Origin of the sequence: Sphingopyxis sp. RIFCSPHIGHO2_12_FULL_65_19 (genome assembly GCF_001830555.1) — a bacterium.
Lineage (GTDB): Bacteria > Pseudomonadota > Alphaproteobacteria > Sphingomonadales > Sphingomonadaceae > Sphingopyxis.
In genome coordinates this window covers 1-16,441 of record NZ_MIAM01000050.1, presented here as the reverse complement: position 1 = coordinate 16,441, position 16,441 = coordinate 1, and the positions used below count along the sequence as shown (strand labels likewise).

General features: G+C 65.8%; 17 protein-coding genes and 2 pseudogenes. 10 read left to right on the top strand and 9 right to left on the bottom strand.

Going from position 1 to position 16,441, the window contains the following annotated elements:
• The 3 genes and pseudogenes from A3E77_RS14690 to A3E77_RS14680 all read right to left on the bottom strand — a co-directional run.
• Positions 1 to 391, bottom strand: a pseudogene (locus A3E77_RS14690) (hypothetical protein); the annotation flags it as partial.
• A gap of 46 nt (positions 392 to 437) precedes the next feature.
• Entirely contained in the window at positions 438 to 1,286 is an 849-nt protein-coding gene (locus A3E77_RS14685; RefSeq protein ID WP_293647249.1) for a metallophosphoesterase family protein, read from the bottom strand.
• Entirely contained in the window at positions 1,283 to 2,125 is an 843-nt protein-coding gene (locus A3E77_RS14680; RefSeq protein ID WP_293647247.1) for a diacylglycerol/lipid kinase family protein, read from the bottom strand. Before A3E77_RS14680 ends, A3E77_RS14685 begins: the two co-directional genes overlap by 4 nt.
• A gap of 121 nt (positions 2,126 to 2,246) precedes the next feature.
• Here A3E77_RS14680 and A3E77_RS14675 point away from each other — a divergent pair, with 121 nt between their 5' ends.
• The 3 genes from A3E77_RS14675 to A3E77_RS14665 are packed head-to-tail and all read left to right on the top strand — an operon-like array spanning position 2,247 to position 4,725.
• Complete coding sequence (locus tag A3E77_RS14675) at positions 2,247 to 3,173, top strand: alpha/beta hydrolase (protein WP_293647245.1); 927 nt, start codon at positions 2,247 to 2,249, stop codon at positions 3,171 to 3,173.
• A complete protein-coding gene (locus tag A3E77_RS14670) occupies positions 3,170 to 3,964 on the top strand; it encodes a nucleotidyltransferase family protein (protein WP_293647243.1) in 795 nt (264 codons plus the stop codon). Before A3E77_RS14675 ends, A3E77_RS14670 begins: the two co-directional genes overlap by 4 nt.
• The gene (locus tag A3E77_RS14665; RefSeq protein WP_293647241.1) at positions 3,961 to 4,725 is read left to right on the top strand and encodes a phosphocholine cytidylyltransferase family protein; all 765 of its coding nucleotides are present in this window, start codon (positions 3,961 to 3,963) and stop codon (positions 4,723 to 4,725) included. The genes A3E77_RS14670 and A3E77_RS14665 overlap by 4 nt, the downstream gene beginning before the upstream one ends.
• Here A3E77_RS14665 and A3E77_RS14660 read toward each other — a convergent pair.
• Genes A3E77_RS14660 through A3E77_RS14640 form a run of 5 tightly spaced genes read right to left on the bottom strand, consistent with a single transcriptional unit; the run spans position 4,713 to position 9,625 of the window.
• A complete protein-coding gene (locus tag A3E77_RS14660) occupies positions 4,713 to 5,141 on the bottom strand; it encodes an HIT family protein (protein WP_293647239.1) in 429 nt (142 codons plus the stop codon). The genes A3E77_RS14665 and A3E77_RS14660 overlap by 13 nt on opposite strands.
• A complete protein-coding gene (locus tag A3E77_RS14655) occupies positions 5,138 to 6,238 on the bottom strand; it encodes a CDP-alcohol phosphatidyltransferase family protein (RefSeq protein WP_293647237.1) in 1,101 nt (366 codons plus the stop codon). Before A3E77_RS14655 ends, A3E77_RS14660 begins: the two co-directional genes overlap by 4 nt.
• Positions 6,235 to 7,374 (bottom strand): CDP-glycerol glycerophosphotransferase family protein, encoded by a 1,140-nt coding sequence (locus A3E77_RS14650; protein WP_293647235.1) that lies wholly within the window; start codon positions 7,372 to 7,374, stop codon positions 6,235 to 6,237. Before A3E77_RS14650 ends, A3E77_RS14655 begins: the two co-directional genes overlap by 4 nt.
• Complete coding sequence (locus A3E77_RS14645) at positions 7,374 to 8,084, bottom strand: HAD family hydrolase (RefSeq protein WP_293647233.1); 711 nt, start codon at positions 8,082 to 8,084, stop codon at positions 7,374 to 7,376. Before A3E77_RS14645 ends, A3E77_RS14650 begins: the two co-directional genes overlap by 1 nt.
• Positions 8,081 to 9,625 (bottom strand): lipopolysaccharide biosynthesis protein, encoded by a 1,545-nt coding sequence (locus tag A3E77_RS14640; protein ID WP_293647231.1) that lies wholly within the window; start codon positions 9,623 to 9,625, stop codon positions 8,081 to 8,083. Before A3E77_RS14640 ends, A3E77_RS14645 begins: the two co-directional genes overlap by 4 nt.
• Positions 9,626 to 9,753: 128 nt before the next feature.
• On the opposite strand from A3E77_RS14640, the gene A3E77_RS14635 reads away from it, so the two are divergent.
• Genes A3E77_RS14635 through zapE form a run of 3 tightly spaced genes read left to right on the top strand, consistent with a single transcriptional unit; the run spans position 9,754 to position 12,198 of the window.
• Positions 9,754 to 10,536 (top strand): succinate dehydrogenase iron-sulfur subunit, encoded by a 783-nt coding sequence (locus tag A3E77_RS14635; RefSeq protein ID WP_293647229.1) that lies wholly within the window; start codon positions 9,754 to 9,756, stop codon positions 10,534 to 10,536.
• A 52-nt stretch (positions 10,537 to 10,588) separates the two neighbouring features.
• On the top strand, positions 10,589 to 11,080 hold the full coding sequence (locus A3E77_RS14630; RefSeq protein ID WP_293647227.1) for a PaaI family thioesterase: 492 nt from the start codon (positions 10,589 to 10,591) through the stop codon (positions 11,078 to 11,080).
• Positions 11,077 to 12,198: a cell division protein ZapE gene (gene zapE, locus A3E77_RS14625; protein ID WP_293647225.1), complete on the top strand. Its 1,122-nt coding sequence runs from the start codon at positions 11,077 to 11,079 to the stop codon at positions 12,196 to 12,198. The genes A3E77_RS14630 and zapE overlap by 4 nt, the downstream gene beginning before the upstream one ends.
• On the opposite strand, the gene A3E77_RS14620 is transcribed toward zapE, so the two are convergent.
• Positions 12,169 to 13,212 carry a polysaccharide deacetylase family protein gene (locus tag A3E77_RS14620; protein ID WP_293647223.1) on the bottom strand — a complete coding sequence of 348 codons (1,044 nt, stop codon included), beginning with the start codon at positions 13,210 to 13,212 and terminating at the stop codon, positions 12,169 to 12,171. The two genes, zapE and A3E77_RS14620, sit on opposite strands and share 30 nt — an antisense overlap.
• 316 nt (positions 13,213 to 13,528) lie before the next feature.
• On the opposite strand from A3E77_RS14620, the gene mdh reads away from it, so the two are divergent.
• The 4 genes and pseudogenes from mdh to sucA all read left to right on the top strand — a co-directional run.
• Positions 13,529 to 14,491: a malate dehydrogenase gene (mdh, locus tag A3E77_RS14615; RefSeq protein WP_293647221.1), complete on the top strand. Its 963-nt coding sequence runs from the start codon at positions 13,529 to 13,531 to the stop codon at positions 14,489 to 14,491.
• Between the two features lie 123 nt (positions 14,492 to 14,614).
• Positions 14,615 to 15,505, top strand: a complete 891-nt coding sequence (gene sucD / locus A3E77_RS14610) for a succinate--CoA ligase subunit alpha (protein WP_039571707.1) — start codon at positions 14,615 to 14,617, stop codon at positions 15,503 to 15,505.
• Positions 15,506 to 15,573: 68 nt separating this feature from the next.
• Complete coding sequence (locus A3E77_RS14605; protein WP_293647219.1) at positions 15,574 to 15,864, top strand: GIY-YIG nuclease family protein; 291 nt, start codon at positions 15,574 to 15,576, stop codon at positions 15,862 to 15,864.
• Positions 15,865 to 15,946: 82 nt separating this feature from the next.
• Positions 15,947 to 16,441 (top strand): annotated as a pseudogene (gene sucA / locus A3E77_RS14600) (2-oxoglutarate dehydrogenase E1 component); the annotation flags it as partial.

Sequence of the window (16,441 nt, the reverse complement as noted above, 5' to 3'; positions counted from 1 at the left end):
TAAAACGCGGTTCTTCGATCGGGAAATGCCGCGCAGTGAAATGAAGCTCGGCGGCGAGCGGGCCATCGTTCGCGGTGACACGCAAACTCAGCCTTTCGAGCGGCGCGTCGATGGCGACCGAAATCGGCCCGACGGACAGATCGAGCCGCTCGCCCATCGAGCGACGGCTCGTGCGCACATTATGCTGCACGCCGTCGACCAGCACGCAAAAGGCCGCGTCGACGATGCCAAGCTGCGGATAAAAGCCCATCGCCGCGGCAAAAAAGACCGATCCGTCGGGCGAAGCGCCGTTGAAAAAATAGCGGTCATAGAAATTGCGGTCGGTGCCGGCGAACGCGATCGGCTCGGCGCTCTGGTGCAGCGGAAAATCATCGCCCTTTGTCAGCATCATCCCTCATCCCGTTTTTTCTTGCAACGTAACGGGATGAAGCGCGGCGTCAATGCACCGGCGGGTCGACCGGCGGCACGGCGTCGATCGGCGCGACGGGCTCGCCCGGAACGCGCGGTGGCAGTGCGTCGGGCGGGATATCGCAAATCTGCATGTCGGAGGTCGGAATCGCCTCGACGTTGCGGACCTGCACGCCGATGTCGGCACCCGTGATGCGCAGCTCGTTGAAGCTGGGCGGGGTGGATCGGATACGCTGCGACAGCGTCCCTGCGCCGACCATGCGGATCGATCCGGCCGCCGTCTGCGCGACAAGGTCAAAGGCGTCGTGGACATGGCCGGTCAGCACCGCCGCGACGCCGCGTTGCGCGAGGGCGGTCAGCGCGCGTTGGCCGCCGCGGGTCAGCGCGCGGCCTTTGGTCCCGGCTTCGACCAGCGGATGGTGTGCGGTGACAAGCGCGGCGGTGCCGGGCGGCAGCGCGTCGATCGCGGCGAGCGTCTTTGCGAGCGCCTTCGGCGTCACCCACCCCTTCGACCAGTCGAGCCGCCACTGCGCCCGTGCCGTCGTCTTCAACGGCACGACGGCGACGCCGGGCAGATCGAGTTCGCGTTCGACCAATGCCTCGATCCCGCGGATGCGCCGATAGGGGAAAAAGAAACGCTCGATCGGGTTGAAATAGGGCAGGTCGTGGTTGCCGACTTCGACGGTCACCGGCACGTCCAGGGCGCCGATCCAGTCGCATGCCGCGGCGAATTCGCGGCTGCGTGCGCGCATCGTCAAATCGCCGGTGATCAGCACCGCATCGGGCTGTTCGCGCCGCACGCATTCGCGAAACCAGCCGAGCGCGGCGCGGTCCTCCAGCCCGAAATGCAGGTCGCTGATATGGAAAAGCCGCATCATGCGGCAGCCGTGGCAGTCGCGAGAAAGGCCAGCGGGCTGGGGTCGAGGCGATAGGTCGCGCCCGATGGCAATTCGGCGGGTTCGCCATCGAGGAGGAGGCCGATCGTGCCGCCGCCGTCAATGACGACGGCGCCGCGTTCCGACAGGTCGACGCTGGGCCCCTCGCGAAAATCGCCGCCGAGCCAGGCTATCCCGTGACGCAGGATCGACCCGGCGCTGTCGGTGATCAGTCCTTCGGCAAGGATACGGTCGGCCTTTGGCGTCAGGTTGATCGCCTGAAATGATTCGGCCGAGCCGCGGATGCGGACGCCGTCGCCGTGCAATGTGGCGTCGATCGCTTCGGGGATGGTTTCGGCAAGGCCGCTGAGGCTGAGCGAACGGAATTGTTCGCGAACTTCCGCCCATGCCGTGGTCGGCCCGGCGATGACGCCGATATAGGCGCGCCCGGCGTCGCAGAGGATCGTCGGCGGGTGCAGCCTCTGCGCCTTGCCGCGCAATGCGTCCTGCAAAATATCCTCTGGGCTGCGGTCGCCATGCAATGTCTTGTGGAACAGGTTGAGCGTCCCGCCGGGCAGCGGGAGCATTGCGCCGCGCCATGTTTCGAGCCGGCCTGCCGCCGCGTTGACCGTGCCATCGCCGCTGAGGACGAGCAGCAGATCGACGCCAGCGGCATCGAGCGCGGCAGCCGTCGGCAGGTCGTCGTCCGGCAGGATGCTCGTCCGGACGATCGGAGTACCGGCTTCGCGGCAGATGTCGGTCAAACGGGCGGCGACGGCTTCGTCAGCACTTCCGCTGCGCAGATTGCAGACAAGGGCGGGTCGGGAGAAAGAGCTGGTCATCGCCTGTCCTACGCGCGAGGTGGGAAAAGGTGGCGGCGTATATCGTGCCGCCGTCTTGTCCGCCGCGCAACTGGCCTGTAGGGCGCGACGGATGGCGGAGCCGGTTTCCAAAGGACGACGGTTGATCAAATTCCTTTTCGTGGTGGTCCTGCTCGTGCTGTTGTTCGGCGGCGGTGCCAAGATGATCGTCGCCGGCGGCGCCAAGTCGCTCAACATGGCCGACCGGCTGCTCGGACAGGGCGATGGGGCGCGGCTGTTGCTGGGCGATCAGCCCTATGGCCGCGGACCGCGCCAATCGCTCGACATCTGGGTGCCCGACGATGCCAAGGCGGGCGACCGGCTGCCGGTGGTCGTCTTTTTCTACGGCGGCGGCTGGAATAGCGGCGAGCGGGGCAGTTACGGTTTCGCGGGACGCGCGCTGGCGCGGCAGGGCTTTGTCGTGGTGATTCCCGACTATCGGCTGGCGCCCAAGGCCTATTGGCCCGATTTCCTGGTGGACAGCGCCGCGGCTGTTGCATGGACGCACGAACATATCGCGGCGCTGGGCGGCGATCCTGACCGCATCGCGCTGATGGGCCATTCGGCGGGCGCCTATAATGCCGCCATGCTCGCGCTCGACCCGCAATGGCTGCGCGCCGCCAAAAGCGATCCGTCGATTATCCGCGGGGTCGCGGGGCTCGCCGGTCCCTATGATTTCCTGCCGCTCGAAAAAGGTGGCCGCGCCGAAAAGGCGATGGGCAAGGTGCGGCCGATCGAAAACACCCAGCCGATCCATTTTGCGCGGGGCGACGCGCCGCCCTTGTGGCTCGCGACCGGCGACGAAGATGACACGGTGCGCCCACGCAACAGCCAGAACCTCGCCGCCGCGGTCGAGCGCGCGGGCGGCGCCGCGACGCTGCGCGTTTATCCGGGGATGGGGCATACGGGCATCGTGATGGCGCTGGCCGCGCCCTTTCGCACCAAGGGGCCGGTGCTGGAGGAGGCGACCGATTTCCTGCGTGGCGTCACCGCGCGCCGCATTGCCCCCGCCGCCAAGGCCGCGCCATGAGCGGTCCGATCGCGGCGATCGTCCTTGCCGGCAGCCGCCCCGGCCCCGACCCGTTGCTGACCGGCACCGGCGTGTCGACCAAGGCGCTGCTGCCGATCGCGGGGCAGGCGATGCTGGTCCATGTCGTGCGGGCGCTCCGCGCGTCGGCTGAAGTCGGCCCGATTACGATCCTGGCACAGAATAGCGCCGAGCTGGCCGCTGTGCCGGGCCTCACGGCGTTCGCCGACCTGCATTTTTCGGAGTCGGGGCAGGGGATCAGCAGCTCGCTGGCCGCCGCCTTGCCGCCCGGCGATGAACCGCTACTCGTGACCACCGCCGACAATGTGCTGCTGACCCCTGCGATGGTCGCCGATTTTGTGCGCGGCGCGGCGGAGAGCGACGTCGCGGTCGCGATGGTCGAGCGCGATGTGTTGCTCGCGCGCTATCCGCAGTCGCAGCGCACCTGGCTGAAGTTTCGCGGCGGCTGGTGGTCGGGGGCGAACCTGTTCCGGCTGCGCGGGCGCCGCGTATTGCCGCTGCTTGATTTCTGGGGGCGGATCGAACGCGACCGCAAAAAGGGGCTGAAGATCATCGCGGCGTTCGGGCCGTGGCTGCTGATCGGGGCATTGCTCCGCCTCTTTACGATCCAGCAGGGCGTTGCGCGCGCGGGGCTAAGATTCGGCCTGCGCGCGAAGGTCGTGCCGATGTCCGAGCCCGAGGCGTGCATCGACGCCGACAAGCCCGCCGACATCGACCTGATCGAAGCGATATTTGCTGCGCGGCGGCAACCGTCTATAGGCCAGCCGCTATGACCATCGACAAAGCCATCATCCTGTCGGCTGGGCAGGGCTCGCGCCTGTTGCCGCTGACCCGCGACATTCCCAAATGTCTGATCGAGTTCAATGGCCGCAGCCTGATCAGCTGGCAGGTGGCGGCGCTTGTCGCGAACGGAATCAGGGACATCGTCGTCGTCACCGGCTTTCGCACCGAACGTGTGGAGGACCATGCGCTCCAGCTGTATCGCGACACCGGCGCGCGCATCCGGACGCTGTTCAATCCTTTCTTTCAGGTCGCCGATAATTTGGGCACCTGCTGGATTGCGCGCGAGGAGATGGACCGCGACTTCATCATCCTCAACGGCGACACCATCATTTCGGATGAGATCGTGGCGCGGCTGATCGCCGGGGCGAGCGAGCCGATCAACGTCACCGTCGACGTCAAGGCCGACTATGACGACGACGACATGAAGGTGAACCGCGACGCCGAGGGCCGCCTGCATCACATCGGCAAGCGGCTGCTGCCCCCCGACACCAACGCCGAATCGATCGGTATGCTGGCGTTCGTGGGCGATGGCCCGTCGATCTTTCGCAACCAGGTCGATCAGATGATGCGCACCCCCGACGGGGTCGAGCGCTGGTATCTGCGCGCGATCGACATCATTGCGAAGGGCAACCGCGTCGGCACCGTGTCGATCGAGGGGCTGGAGTGGCAGGAAGTCGACTTCCCGCAGGATGTCGAGGCCGCCGATGCGCTGACCGCGAAATGGGCGGCCGAGGGCCGCTACGCGAAATAGGGTTTGAGCCAGTCGGCGAGGGCCGCGATCTCTGCGTCGTCCAGCTTCACCGCCTGCGCCAGATCGGGCGGCCCCGGCCAGCCCGCATCGGTCACCGTCAACCCGGCACCGCTGCGTTCGCCTTCGTAACGCGGCAGGACGTGGAAATGGACATGGCGGTCGACCATCATCAGCATCAGATAATTGATCTTGGCATAGCCGACCGCCTGACCCAGCGCGGCCTCGATCGCCGCGGTTGCCCGCTTGAGTTCGGCATGGGCTTCGACAGGCAGGTCGCCGAACGCCGTCGCGTCGGACTTGGCCGCGAGCACGAGCGCGCCTAGCGTCGGCTGCGCCGGGCGGAGAAGGACCAGCCAGTGGGCATAATCGGCGATCAGCGTCGCCGGGTAGCCGAATTTCGTGATCGTGTCGTTCATGCGCCTTCCATCCAGCTGACAATGGGGTTGCCAGCGCGTTTCGCCGCATAGGCCTGAACCAGCCGCACGGCGTGGACGACCAGCGAGATGATCGTCCACCAGGCGAGCAGGATCAGGCCGATATCGGGGCGCCCGGCGAGCGTCGCGAAAAAGAGAATGACCATGTTCGGGTTTCGCCGCGCGGTGATCAGCCGGAACTGGCTGTCGAATTTCTGCCAGACATGGATGTCCATGCCGAAATCCTTGATGAACATCCCCTCGATCACGCGCTGGAGCACATAGCCGGCGACGACCGCGATCATCACCCAGATGAAGGTCTGCGTCGACAGCGCGAGCCCCCATGCACCCAGCCCGACGCCCCAGAAATACCACCAGAAGGGCGGGTGGACCAGGTCGACGCCATGGTCGGCGACATTGCCCCATTTCGACGAGGTGATCGTGCAGCGCGCGAGCTTTCCATCGACGGTGTCCAGCACCATGAAGATGAAGCCCGCGAGCATCCCCTGCCAATAATGGCCGTAGGCGAACAGCCAGGTCGCGTAGACGCACAGCGTCGCGCCGATCGCGGTCACCATATTGGGGGTCATGCCGATGCTGGCGGCGCCGCGCGTCAGCCACAGCGCCAGTTCGGGCCACAGATATTTGGTCAGCGCATCGGTCACGCCCTTATAGGCGCCGAAATAGCTTTTGCGTTCGATCTCGCGCCGCGTTTCGGGGGTCAGCCGCTGGATGAACGGGCAGTCGAGCTTACGAAGCTGGCGGTTATAGATTTGCGGATTGTCCCGATAGTCGATGATGGACAGTTCGCCGCGCCGGTCTGCGATATCGTCGACGCGCATCCCGCCGATGAGATGCGCCATCACCAGTTCGTCGCCGTCCATCACCACCGTGCCGGGCAGGGTCAGGATATGGCGGAGCCACACGGGGTCGAAGACATAGGCGAGATTGACCGCGAGGACCGCCCCCGCGGCGCCCGCCGTTTCCGGCAATCCTTCGGCGCGCGCCAACCGGCGCAGCCGTTCGGCATTGGTCATGCCCCACAGCGGGGTCGGATTGTCGCCGATCAACAGGAGGGCGGGCAGTGGCACGTCGGTCATCCGCCGCTCTTATCCTGTAGGGCGCCCTTTGCAAGGAAGGTCGAAATCGCCTCGGCGCCGCGCCGCGCCGCGCCGGCCGGATCGCCGCCGATCGATTCGGCCAGGCGGTGGCGCTGGGCGTCGGCATAGCGCGGATGGTGCGCGGCGGCGGCGTCGAGTGCCGCCGGCAAGTCCGCCAGGTCATCGACGACATCGCCGAGCGTCCAGAACAGATAGTCGGGATCGCCCCGCCAATCGGTGCCGTGCGCGTCCAGAAAAACGCACGGGCGCGGGGTGGCGAGAAATTCGTAAACCTGGCTGCTGACGTCGCCGACATAGATATCGGCGCCGCTGGTATAGCTCATGTCGAACAGCCGGTCGGAGCCGAGATCGACCGCTATCTTGCCGGGCACCGCGAGCCGTTCGACCGCCGCACGTTCGGCATCGCGCGCCTCCGCGAACAGGCGGACGTGCGGCGCGACGACCAGATTATAACGATCCTGCCCGGCGAACCAAGCGATCAGGTCGCGCCCGAAGCGATCCCATGACGACAGGTCGCGCCGAAAATGCGGGGCGTAGAGGACGGTCGGGCGGTCGTTTGCAAACAGCGATTCGCGCGCCGATTGCAGCCGCGGCATCAGGTCGAGCTTCACATAGCCATTCACGGCATAATGGCCCGGCCGGATGGTCCCCGCTTCCAGCATACGCTGCTCGCTCTTTTCGCCCGCGACGAGTGCAAAGTGGAAATGGCGGTCGCGTGCATCAAAGGTGATGGCGCGGTCGCCCGCCCCGTGCGGCGTAAAGATCAGCCGCGTACGGCGCGGAAGAAAGTGGCGAATCGCCGTCGTCGTCCGTTCGGGCACGACAATCGCATCGAACTGGCGCAGGAAGGGCAGCGCGCCGAACAGCATCGGCAGCCGCGGATTGCGGAACAGGCCCCAGTCGCGCAGCCAGCGGGCAATGCCGCGCTGGCCGAGCAGCGTGATGCGCGGCGCAAAGCCTGGGTAGGCGAGCATGACCTGTTCGACCATGCGCAGATGGTCGCGGCTCGCCACGGCAACCTCGACCTCCCGCCCCATTGCCGCCATTTCGGCCGCAATCGGCAGCGCATGAAAAATCTGATGCGGTTCGGCGATGAACAGGAACAGGGTGCGCATCAGCGGGGCCGTCCCGCCGCGGCATCCTCGAAATCGGCGACCTGCCAGCCATGCTTCGCCGCCAGCCGCACGAACTTGTCGCCGCGCCCGACCAGCCAGGCTTCGTTGGCGAGCGCAAAGGTCGGCGCGTCGCTGGCATGGTCCGAATAGGCGCGAATGTGCGGCGCGTTCGTTGCGGCGTTGGCCGCAAGCCACTCACCGACGCGCCGCGCTTTTTCGGCGCCATAGCAATTGGGGCCGTCGAGCAGGGGGAGCCAGTTGCCGTCGCCATCGCGCCGGTGGCGCGAGGCGACGATTGCGTCGAAGCCCAGCGCATCGGCGATCGCATGGGCGTAAAATTCGGGCGCAGCGGTCGCCATCAGCAGCCGATATCCCTCGCCGCGATCGCGCGCGATGCATGCCGCGGCGCCCGGCGGAACGTCGCGCGGCACGCGCCATGCGGCGAAATCGGCCGCCAGCCTGGCGGCGCGGGCAGGCGAAATGCGCGCGCCGAGCATCAGGCGGATCGCGGCGGGCTTGAACCTGTCACGCCCGTAAAGGCGCAGCGCATAGCCGATCATCAGCGCGGCAAGCGCCGGAAGCAGCAGCAGGCGCCACGGCGCTTCGCGCCACGCCGCCCACAGCAGAAACAGCGTGAAGGTCGGTTTGCGGAGCACGGTGCGGTCGAGATCGTAGATCGCGACCCGTTCCGATGGAGCGGCGCCGGTCATTGCGCCTCGCGGTCAAAAAGGCGCAGCGCGCGGCCGGTCTTGCCAAGCGAAATCCGGTCGGCGAACGGGAGGGCGAAGCGCAGCGCGAGCCAGATCGACGCAGCAGCGATCAGGATGATCAGCGGCAGCGCGGCCGGGTCGGGCAGGCGGCTGACGAACAGCGCCGTCGTGCCAGCCGCGATCGCGATCGCGACTCCGCGGAGCGCCACGCCGGGAAATTGGTGATCGAACGGATGCAGTTTTTCCGTGACCGCGAGTTGCAGCATCGGGACGGCGGCCATGACAACGAGGCCGGTCGCCGTCGCGAGAGTCACGCCGGTCAAGGGATCGAGATGGCCGACGACAAGCCAGCCCGTGCCGAGCGCAACCGCAACGGCAAAGATGCTGGCGGTCAGCTGGTGGCGAAAGGCGGCGACGACTTGCAACACCGGCGCCGAAATGCCCAGCAGGGCTTCGGCAGCGCGGGCGAAAAGGAGGATGATCAGCGCCGCCTGTGCGCCCTGGGCCTGATCGCCGAACAGGCTGAGCAGCGACGTGCTGCCCGCCGCGAGCACCGCCGCGAGCGGCAGCGCGATCGCGGAGATCAGCCGCGTTGCATAGGCATAGATGTCGGCGACCTGACGCCGGTCCTGCCGCTCGGCGCTCGCGGCCAGCGGCGCCATGACATAGGTGAAGGCGATGCGGACCAGCTGGACGACGCTCGACAGTTTGCGCGCGATGGTGAACAGCCCCGCCGCCGCGGCGCCCGCTGCGCCCGGCAGCAACAGGTTGAGGATCAGCGCGGGCGCGTCGCCGAACAGCCGCGCGATGATGTTCGACGGCAGGATCGACAGGCCGGCCCAGAAGGTGTTGCGCGCCGTTGCGCTTGCGCGCCGCCCGCCCCACAAATCGGCGAAGCTGTAATGGCGTGCCAGCAGGCGGATGCTGAGCGCCGCGGTGATCGCCAGCGAACAGAGATGCGCGATGAACAGGCCCTTGAGGCCGAGACCGCCGGCAAAGAACAGCCCCGCGAACACCAGCCGCATGATCTGTTCCCAAACGATCCTGAGGCGGATTTCGGCGCCGAACACCATCCGCGCGCGCAGCGCCGAGGTCGCGATTTCGACAAAGGCCCACAGCGGCAGCGCCCAGACGAAAATGCGGATGGCGGGGGTGACAAGGTCGCGATCTTTTGCCGCGACATTGAGCAAGGGCCCGAGTTCGGCGGCAAAGACCGAAATCAGCACGGCAACGGCCAGGCACGGCCCGACACCGAACAGCATCGCCGTGCGCAGCGCCGCGGCAGCGTCGGCATCGCTTGCCGATTGCGGCACGGTGCGCTGCATCGCGCTGGTCATGCCCAGATCGAAGATATTTTCGAGCAGGTTGATCGCCGCCCACAGCACGGCATAGAGGCCATATCCCGCCAGCCCGAACATCAGCACATAGAGCGGCTGGGCGACGATTTCGACCACCGCGCCCAGCCGCGCCAGCACGGTCGTGCCAAGTCCACGCGCGACGCTGCGGCTGGTTACGGCGGGTTGGGCGACGTCTTCGCTCATCGCAGCCGCACCTAGCGGCTCGCCCGGCGCGCCGCCAGCGGCTTTCGCGTTTTGATCCCGCTTCACCCCCTTGCCGCCCACGTCAATCGGGTCTAGGCAGCGCGCAATTGCATAGGGAACCCCGCGACATGGCCCAATTCGTCCTGCCCAAGAACAGCCGCCCGCAAAAGACGGGCAAGGTCCACAAGGCCGATGGCGCCGCGGCGGTGAAGAAATTCAAAGTCTATCGCTACAACCCCGATAGCGGCGAAAACCCGCGTTTCGACACGTTCGAGATCGACACCGAAAAATGCGGCCCGATGGTGCTCGACGCGCTGATCAAGATGAAGAGCGAGCAGGATTCTTCGCTGACCTTCCGCCGTTCGTGCCGCGAGGGCATTTGCGGCAGCTGTTCGATGAACATGAACGGCAAGAACGGCCTCGCCTGCACCACCGCGATCGAGGATCTGAAGGGCGACATCACGATCACCCCGCTGCCCGCGATGGACGTGATCAAGGATCTTGTTCCCGACTTCACCCATTTTTATGCGCAATATGCGTCGATCGAGCCGTGGCTGAAGACCAAGACGACGACGCCGAGCGGCAAGGAGCGGCTCCAGTCGCCCGCCGAACGCGAAAAGCTTGATGGGCTTTACGAGTGCATCCTGTGCGCCTGCTGTTCGACCAGCTGCCCCAGCTATTGGTGGAACAGCGACAAGTTCCTTGGTCCCGCGATCCTGCTCCAGGCGTATCGCTGGCTTGCCGACAGCCGCGACGAAATGACCGGCGAGCGGCTCGACGAGCTGGAAGACCCGTTCCGCCTCTATCGCTGCCACACGATCATGAACTGCGCCAACGCATGTCCCAAGGGCCTGAGCCCCGCCCGCGCGATCGCCGAGATCAAGAAGCTCGAGGCCGAGCGGCAGGTTTGATGTTGGCTGTCGCCAACGGCCGGTGCCGTTTCGCTCTTGCGAAAGACGAAATGTGAACGACGGGATCGAGGAACCGAAGCGCCGCGAGTATTTCAGCGCCGAGGCGCTCGACGATGGCTGGCTGAGCTGGGATCTCAAGGACGCGAGCCGTTTCAACAGCTTTATCGAACCGCTGACGGTGCGGGTCGAACCACCGACGACCGACGGCCGTCCATGTGCGCGGGTGCGGATGATCCCGACGCGCAAGCACAGCAACCTTGGCGACAACGTCCATGGCGCGGTGACGCTCGCGCTGGTCGATATCGCGCTGTTCGCGGCCTCGCATCAGTTCGGGTCGCTTAACGCGGGCCATTCGGTGACGCTCGACCTGTCGACGCAATTTGTCGGCGCGGGTCGTGTCGGCGAACCGCTCGATGCCGTGGTCGAGCTGGTGCGCGAGACCGGCCGGTTGATCTTCCTGCGCGGCCTTGTCGTGCAGGGGGAGGGCGACAGCCATATCGTGCTGAGTTTCGCCGGGACGATCCGCAAGGCGAGCGCGAAGTGACCACGGTTCTTGCGGCCTATGACGCCCTTGTCGCCGTGGATGAGCTGAAACCCGATCCCGAACAACGCGCCGCCGCCGTGCGACTGGCCCGGTTGCAGGAGGAGTTGCAGGCGGTGCCGAAGCGCGGCAGCCTGCTCTGGCGCCTGACGGGCCGCAAGCCCGAGGCGCTGCGCGGCGTCTATCTGTGGGGCGCGGTCGGGCGCGGCAAGTCGATGCTGATGGACCTGTTTTACGATCGGCTTGATATCCAGCGGAAAAAGCGCGTCCACTTCCACGCCTTCATGCTCGACGTCCATGCGCGGATGCGCGAGGTGCGCAAAAGCGAAGCGGGCGATCCGATCCCGCTCGTCGCCGACGCGCTCGCCGAAAATGTCCGCTGCCTCGCGTTCGACGAGATGGTCGTGAACAACAGCGCCGATGCGATGATCCTGTCGCGGCTGTTCACCGCGCTGATCGACCGCGGGGTGACGATGGTCGCGACGTCGAACCGGCCGCCGAAGGATCTCTACAAGGACGGGCTGAACCGCGAACATTTCCTGCCCTTCATCGCGCTCGTCGAGGAACGGCTCGACGTGATGGGGCTGAACGGGCCGATCGACTATCGCCGCGACCGGCTGGGCGACGGTGCGCGGTGGTTCGTCCCCGCCGACGACGAAGCGAGCGCGGCGCTGTCGGCAGCCTTTTTCCGCCTCACCGACTATCCGCCCGAAGACCGCGCGAACGTGCCCTCGCTCGATCTCGACGTCGGCGGCGGGCGGACGCTGCATGTGCCAAAGGCGCTGAAGGGCGTCGCGGTCTTTTCGTTCAAGCGCCTGTGCGGCGAAGCGCGCGGTGCGGCCGATTATCTGGCGGTGGCGCGCCATTTCCATGCCGTCATCATCGTCGGCATCCCGCGCATGGGGCCGGAAAACCGCAACGAGGCCGCGCGCTTTGTCACGCTGATCGACGCGCTCTACGAATATAAGGTCAAGCTGCTCGCAAGCGCGGCGGCGATGCCCGACCAGCTTTATGTTGCGGGCGACGGGGCGTTCGAGTTCGAGCGCACGGCAAGCCGCCTCGCCGAAATGCAGTCCGACGATTACCTCGCGCTAGGCCACGGCCAGGAGGACGCCGCCTAATATCTTGCCCCAGCGCGAGGAGTTGACGGTGACGGCGATGAGGTCGCGGACATAACGCACTTCATGCGCCAGATGGCCGACAGCCTGCTCGACCGTCCGACGCAGGGTGCGGAGCGGCTTGGGCGCGGCCAGTCCGATGCGCGCCGGTCGCGGCGGCGGGCCGGGCAGCGTCGCGAAACCGCCGCTGCTGACCCGCGCATCGTCCGCCACCGCGCGGCATAACGCTTCCATCCGCGAAATGGCGAGGCGGTTGGGCACCGCGCGGTCGCGGCTCAACATTTCAAAACTGTGGCTGAATGCCGAAAACTGGATCGCGCCGCTGGCCGCGCTATGACCCAGCGCGTCGCGCATTTCCTCTTCCGACATCGCGCAAAGCTGCGCCGGGCGAAAACGGCTGGCGCGGTCCATCAGCCCGCTGACCGGCACCTCGATCACGCCATGATGGCTGCGCATACCCAGATTGCCCGCATCGAACGAAATGTCGCAGCCATGCCCCTGATATGCCCCGTTGAAGCTGCTGTCGAAACGAAAGCCGAGCGCGGCGAGCGCGCGCAGCGTGTCGTCGTTGGCGCCGAAATTTCCGGCCCGGAAGGCGGTCGGTTTCGGCGCCCCCGCGCCGACCAGGATGTCGCGGGCCAACGCGATCAGCTTTTTCTGCGCCGCGAGCGGGAAATCGCCGATGTTGCGCCCGGTGAGGCGGCCGACCGGGTTGAAGCGCGCAAAGGCCAGCCATTCGGTGTGGATATGGACCTGCACCTCGTGCCCGCGCGCGACGACCGGCGCGACGATCGCGTCGATCACTTCGGGGCCATAGACGAGCGCGGGCATCGGATCGATGAAGAAGACGCCCGTCAGCCCGTAGCGTTCGAGCATGTCCATCTGGAAAAATATGCCGAAATCGCCGTCGCGGCAGCGGCCGAGGATCGAACTTTCAAAATTCGCGCGCGCGTCGGCACCCCGTTGATAGAGGCCAGCCGACAATTCGGTGTCGAAGCTGATGATCGCCCGCGTCATCGCTCGCGCGTAACAGCGTAGCGATAAGGGAGGGTTAACCGGCGGCTGCGTGATCGGCGCGAACGCGGGGCGGGCGATCGCTTCGCGCTTGTCACATCCCTGGTCTATTTGCATAGCGGATCGCGACGCCACCCGCTTTATTGTTATTGCGAACTATTATCAGAAAAACCCTGTTTTTCGGCCTTTTCGCTGTTGTTTCATTAAAGGAATCGGCGTAGGGGCGTCGCCAGTCTTGGGACCGGAGCGGAGCTTTAGCCCGTGCTCCCGCCGGTCCGTGAACCAATGCCGGGCTTGCCACGAAGGAGTGCCGCGCACCATGGGACGCAAGAAGATCGCATTGATCGGAGCCGGGAATATCGGCGGAACGCTGGCGCTGCTCGCCGCGCAGAAGGAACTGGGCGACGTCGTCCTGTTCGACGTGGTCGAAGGCGTGCCGCAGGGCAAGGCGCTCGACCTGTCGCAGGTCGGCCCGATCGCGGGCTTCGACGCGAAGATCACCGGCACCAACGACTATAAGGATATCGCTGGCGCCGACGTCATCATCGTCACCGCCGGTGTCGCGCGCAAGCCGGGCATGAGCCGCGACGATTTGCTCGGCATCAACCTCAAGGTCATGAAGGCCGTGGGTGAGGGCATCAAGGCGAATGCCCCCGACGCTTTCGTTATCTGCATCACCAATCCGCTCGACGCGATGGTGTGGGCGCTCCGTGAGTTCTCGGGCCTGCCGCACAACAAGGTCGTCGGCATGGCCGGCGTGCTCGACTCGGCGCGCTTCAGCCACTTCATCGCCGACGAATTCGACGTGTCGGTGAAGGATGTGAACACCTTCGTCCTCGGCGGACATGGCGACACGATGGTCCCCGTCGTCCGCTATTCGACGGTCAACGGCATCCCCGTTCCCGACCTCGTCAAGATGGGCCTGTCGAGCCAGGACAAGATCGACGCGATCGTCAAGCGCACGCGTGGCGGCGGCGGCGAGATCGTTGCGCTGCTCGGCACCGGCTCGGCCTTCTATGCGCCCGCAGCCTCGGGCATCGCGATGGCCGAAGCCTATCTGGGCGACCAGAAGCGCATCCTGCCCTGCGCCGCCTATGTCGACGGCCAATATGGCCTCGACGGCCTCTATGTCGGCGTGCCGGTGATGATCGGTGCGGGCGGGGTCGAGAAGATCGTCGAGATCGAACTCGATGCCGAAGACAAGGCGGGCCTGCAGGTGTCGGTCGACGCGGTCAAGGAACTGCTCGACGCGTGCAAGGCGCTCGATTCGAGCCTCGCATAAGTTGCTGTGCCCCCGCGAAGGCGGGGGCCCATCACCGGCGCTCTCCAAATGAGGTCACCGGTGAACCAATGTCTGGAGATGGGCCCCTGCCTTCGCAGGGGCACAGAGAATGGAACGAAACGTATGAGCATCCTCATCGACAAGAATACCAAGGTCATCACGCAAGGGATGACCGGTGCCACTGGCACCTTCCACACCGAACAGGCGCTCGCCTATGGCACGCAGATGGTCGGCGGCGTGACGCCGGGCAAGGGCGGCACGACGCACATCGGCCTGCCGATGTTCAACACGGTCGAGGAAGCGAAACATGCGACCGGCGCGACCGCGTCGGTCATCTATGTGCCGCCGCCGTTCGCCGCCGATTCGATCCTTGAGGCTATCGACGCGGAGGTCGAACTGATCGTCGCGATCACCGAGGGTATTCCGGTGCTCGACATGGTCAAGGTGAAGCGTGCGCTCTCGGGATCGAAGTCGCGCCTGATCGGCCCGAACTGCCCTGGCGTTCTGACGCCGGGCGAATGCAAGATCGGCATCATGCCCGGCAGCATCTTTTCCAAGGGCAGCGTTGGCGTCGTCTCGCGTTCGGGCACGCTGACCTATGAAGCGGTGTTCCAGACGACGAACGTCGGGCTGGGCCAGACGACCGCGGTCGGCATCGGCGGCGACCCCGTCAACGGCACCAACTTCATCGACGTGCTCGAACTTTTCCTCGCCGACGAAGCGACCAAGTCGATCATCATGATCGGCGAAATCGGCGGCGATGCCGAGGAGCAGGCGGCGCAATTCCTGATCGACGAAGCGAAGCGCGGCCGCAAAAAGCCGATGGCGGGCTTCATCGCCGGCCGCACCGCGCCTCCGGGGCGCCGGATGGGCCATGCCGGGGCGATCGTGTCGGGCGGCAAGGGCGACGCCGAAAGCAAGATCGCGGCAATGGAAGCTGCCGGGATCAAGGTGTCGGCGAGCCCGTCGGAACTCGGCTCGACGCTCGCCGAAGTGTTGAAAGAACGCGTCTGATTTATACACGCACCGATCTTCCTTGTGCCCCTGCGAAGGCAGGGGCCCATCACCCGACGGGGCGATAAATGGAGAGCGGTGCAGTCTATATCATGGCGAACCGCAAAAACGGCGCCATCTATACCGGATCGACATCGAAGCTGGTGCAACGCATTTATCAGCATCGCGAGGGTTTGATCGAAGGTTTTACGAAGACGCATGGCTGCAAACAGCTGGTGTGGTTTGAAGCGCATGAGGATTTGCAGGAAGCGCGAAGGCGCGAACTTCAGATCAAGCGATGGAAACGAAGTTGGAAGGTGCGGATGATCGAGGAAACAAATCCCGATTGGCGGGATTTGTGGTTCGAGATTCAGGGCTGATGAAAATCTGCTCCGTCGGCACCATGTTTAGGCCCCAGGAGATGGGCCCCTGCCTCCGCAGGGGCACTGCGAGTTTAAGATTATGAACCTCGAACGACAAAGCTTCGACATCGACGAGCCGCAGGCCGGCCCGAGCTGGGCGCCGAAGAACTGGCCCCAGATCGACAGCGACGACCTGACCGCTGGGCTCGATCCGCAGCAGATGCAGGTCGCGGTGAAGGCCGCCGCCGCGAAGGCGGGCGCCCCGCTGTCGAACGCCGAAGTCGAGCGCGCCGCCGACGATTCGATCCGCGCGATGATGCTGATCCGCACCTATCGCGTGCGCGGGCATCTTGCCGCCAACCTCGATCCGCTCGGGCTCAGCCAGCGTGAACTGCCCGCGGATTTGACGCCGGAATATCACGGCTTCGCCGGCGCCGATCTCGACCGGCCGGTGTGGCTCGGCGGGACGCTGGGCCTTGAACGCGCGTCGGTGCGCGAGATCGTCGCGATCCTGCGCGCCAATTATTGCGGCAATGTCGGCCTGGAATATATGCACATCGCCGATCTGAAGGAACGCCAGTTCCTGCAAGAACGG

Bases quoted from the DNA above. Each gene is read 5' to 3' on its own strand.
- A3E77_RS14650 (WP_293647235.1), bottom strand. From the start codon at position 7,374: ATGCGCACCCTGTTCCTGTTCATCGCCGAACCGCATCAGATTTTTCAT.
- mdh (WP_293647221.1), top strand. From the start codon at position 13,529: ATGGGACGCAAGAAGATCGCATTGATCGGAGCCGGGAATATCGGCGGA.
- A3E77_RS14665 (WP_293647241.1), top strand. From the start codon at position 3,961: ATGACCATCGACAAAGCCATCATCCTGTCGGCTGGGCAGGGCTCGCGC.
- A3E77_RS14685 (WP_293647249.1), bottom strand. From the start codon at position 1,286: ATGATGCGGCTTTTCCATATCAGCGACCTGCATTTCGGGCTGGAGGAC.
- A3E77_RS14645 (WP_293647233.1), bottom strand. From the start codon at position 8,084: ATGACCGGCGCCGCTCCATCGGAACGGGTCGCGATCTACGATCTCGAC.
- sucD (WP_039571707.1), top strand. From the start codon at position 14,615: ATGAGCATCCTCATCGACAAGAATACCAAGGTCATCACGCAAGGGATG.
- A3E77_RS14635 (WP_293647229.1), top strand. From the start codon at position 9,754: ATGGCCCAATTCGTCCTGCCCAAGAACAGCCGCCCGCAAAAGACGGGC.
- A3E77_RS14680 (WP_293647247.1), bottom strand. From the start codon at position 2,125: ATGACCAGCTCTTTCTCCCGACCCGCCCTTGTCTGCAATCTGCGCAGC.
- A3E77_RS14670 (WP_293647243.1), top strand. From the start codon at position 3,170: ATGAGCGGTCCGATCGCGGCGATCGTCCTTGCCGGCAGCCGCCCCGGC.
- A3E77_RS14660 (WP_293647239.1), bottom strand. From the start codon at position 5,141: ATGAACGACACGATCACGAAATTCGGCTACCCGGCGACGCTGATCGCC.
- A3E77_RS14605 (WP_293647219.1), top strand. From the start codon at position 15,574: ATGGAGAGCGGTGCAGTCTATATCATGGCGAACCGCAAAAACGGCGCC.
- A3E77_RS14655 (WP_293647237.1), bottom strand. From the start codon at position 6,238: ATGACCGACGTGCCACTGCCCGCCCTCCTGTTGATCGGCGACAATCCG.
- A3E77_RS14640 (WP_293647231.1), bottom strand. From the start codon at position 9,625: ATGAGCGAAGACGTCGCCCAACCCGCCGTAACCAGCCGCAGCGTCGCG.
- A3E77_RS14620 (WP_293647223.1), bottom strand. From the start codon at position 13,212: ATGACGCGGGCGATCATCAGCTTCGACACCGAATTGTCGGCTGGCCTC.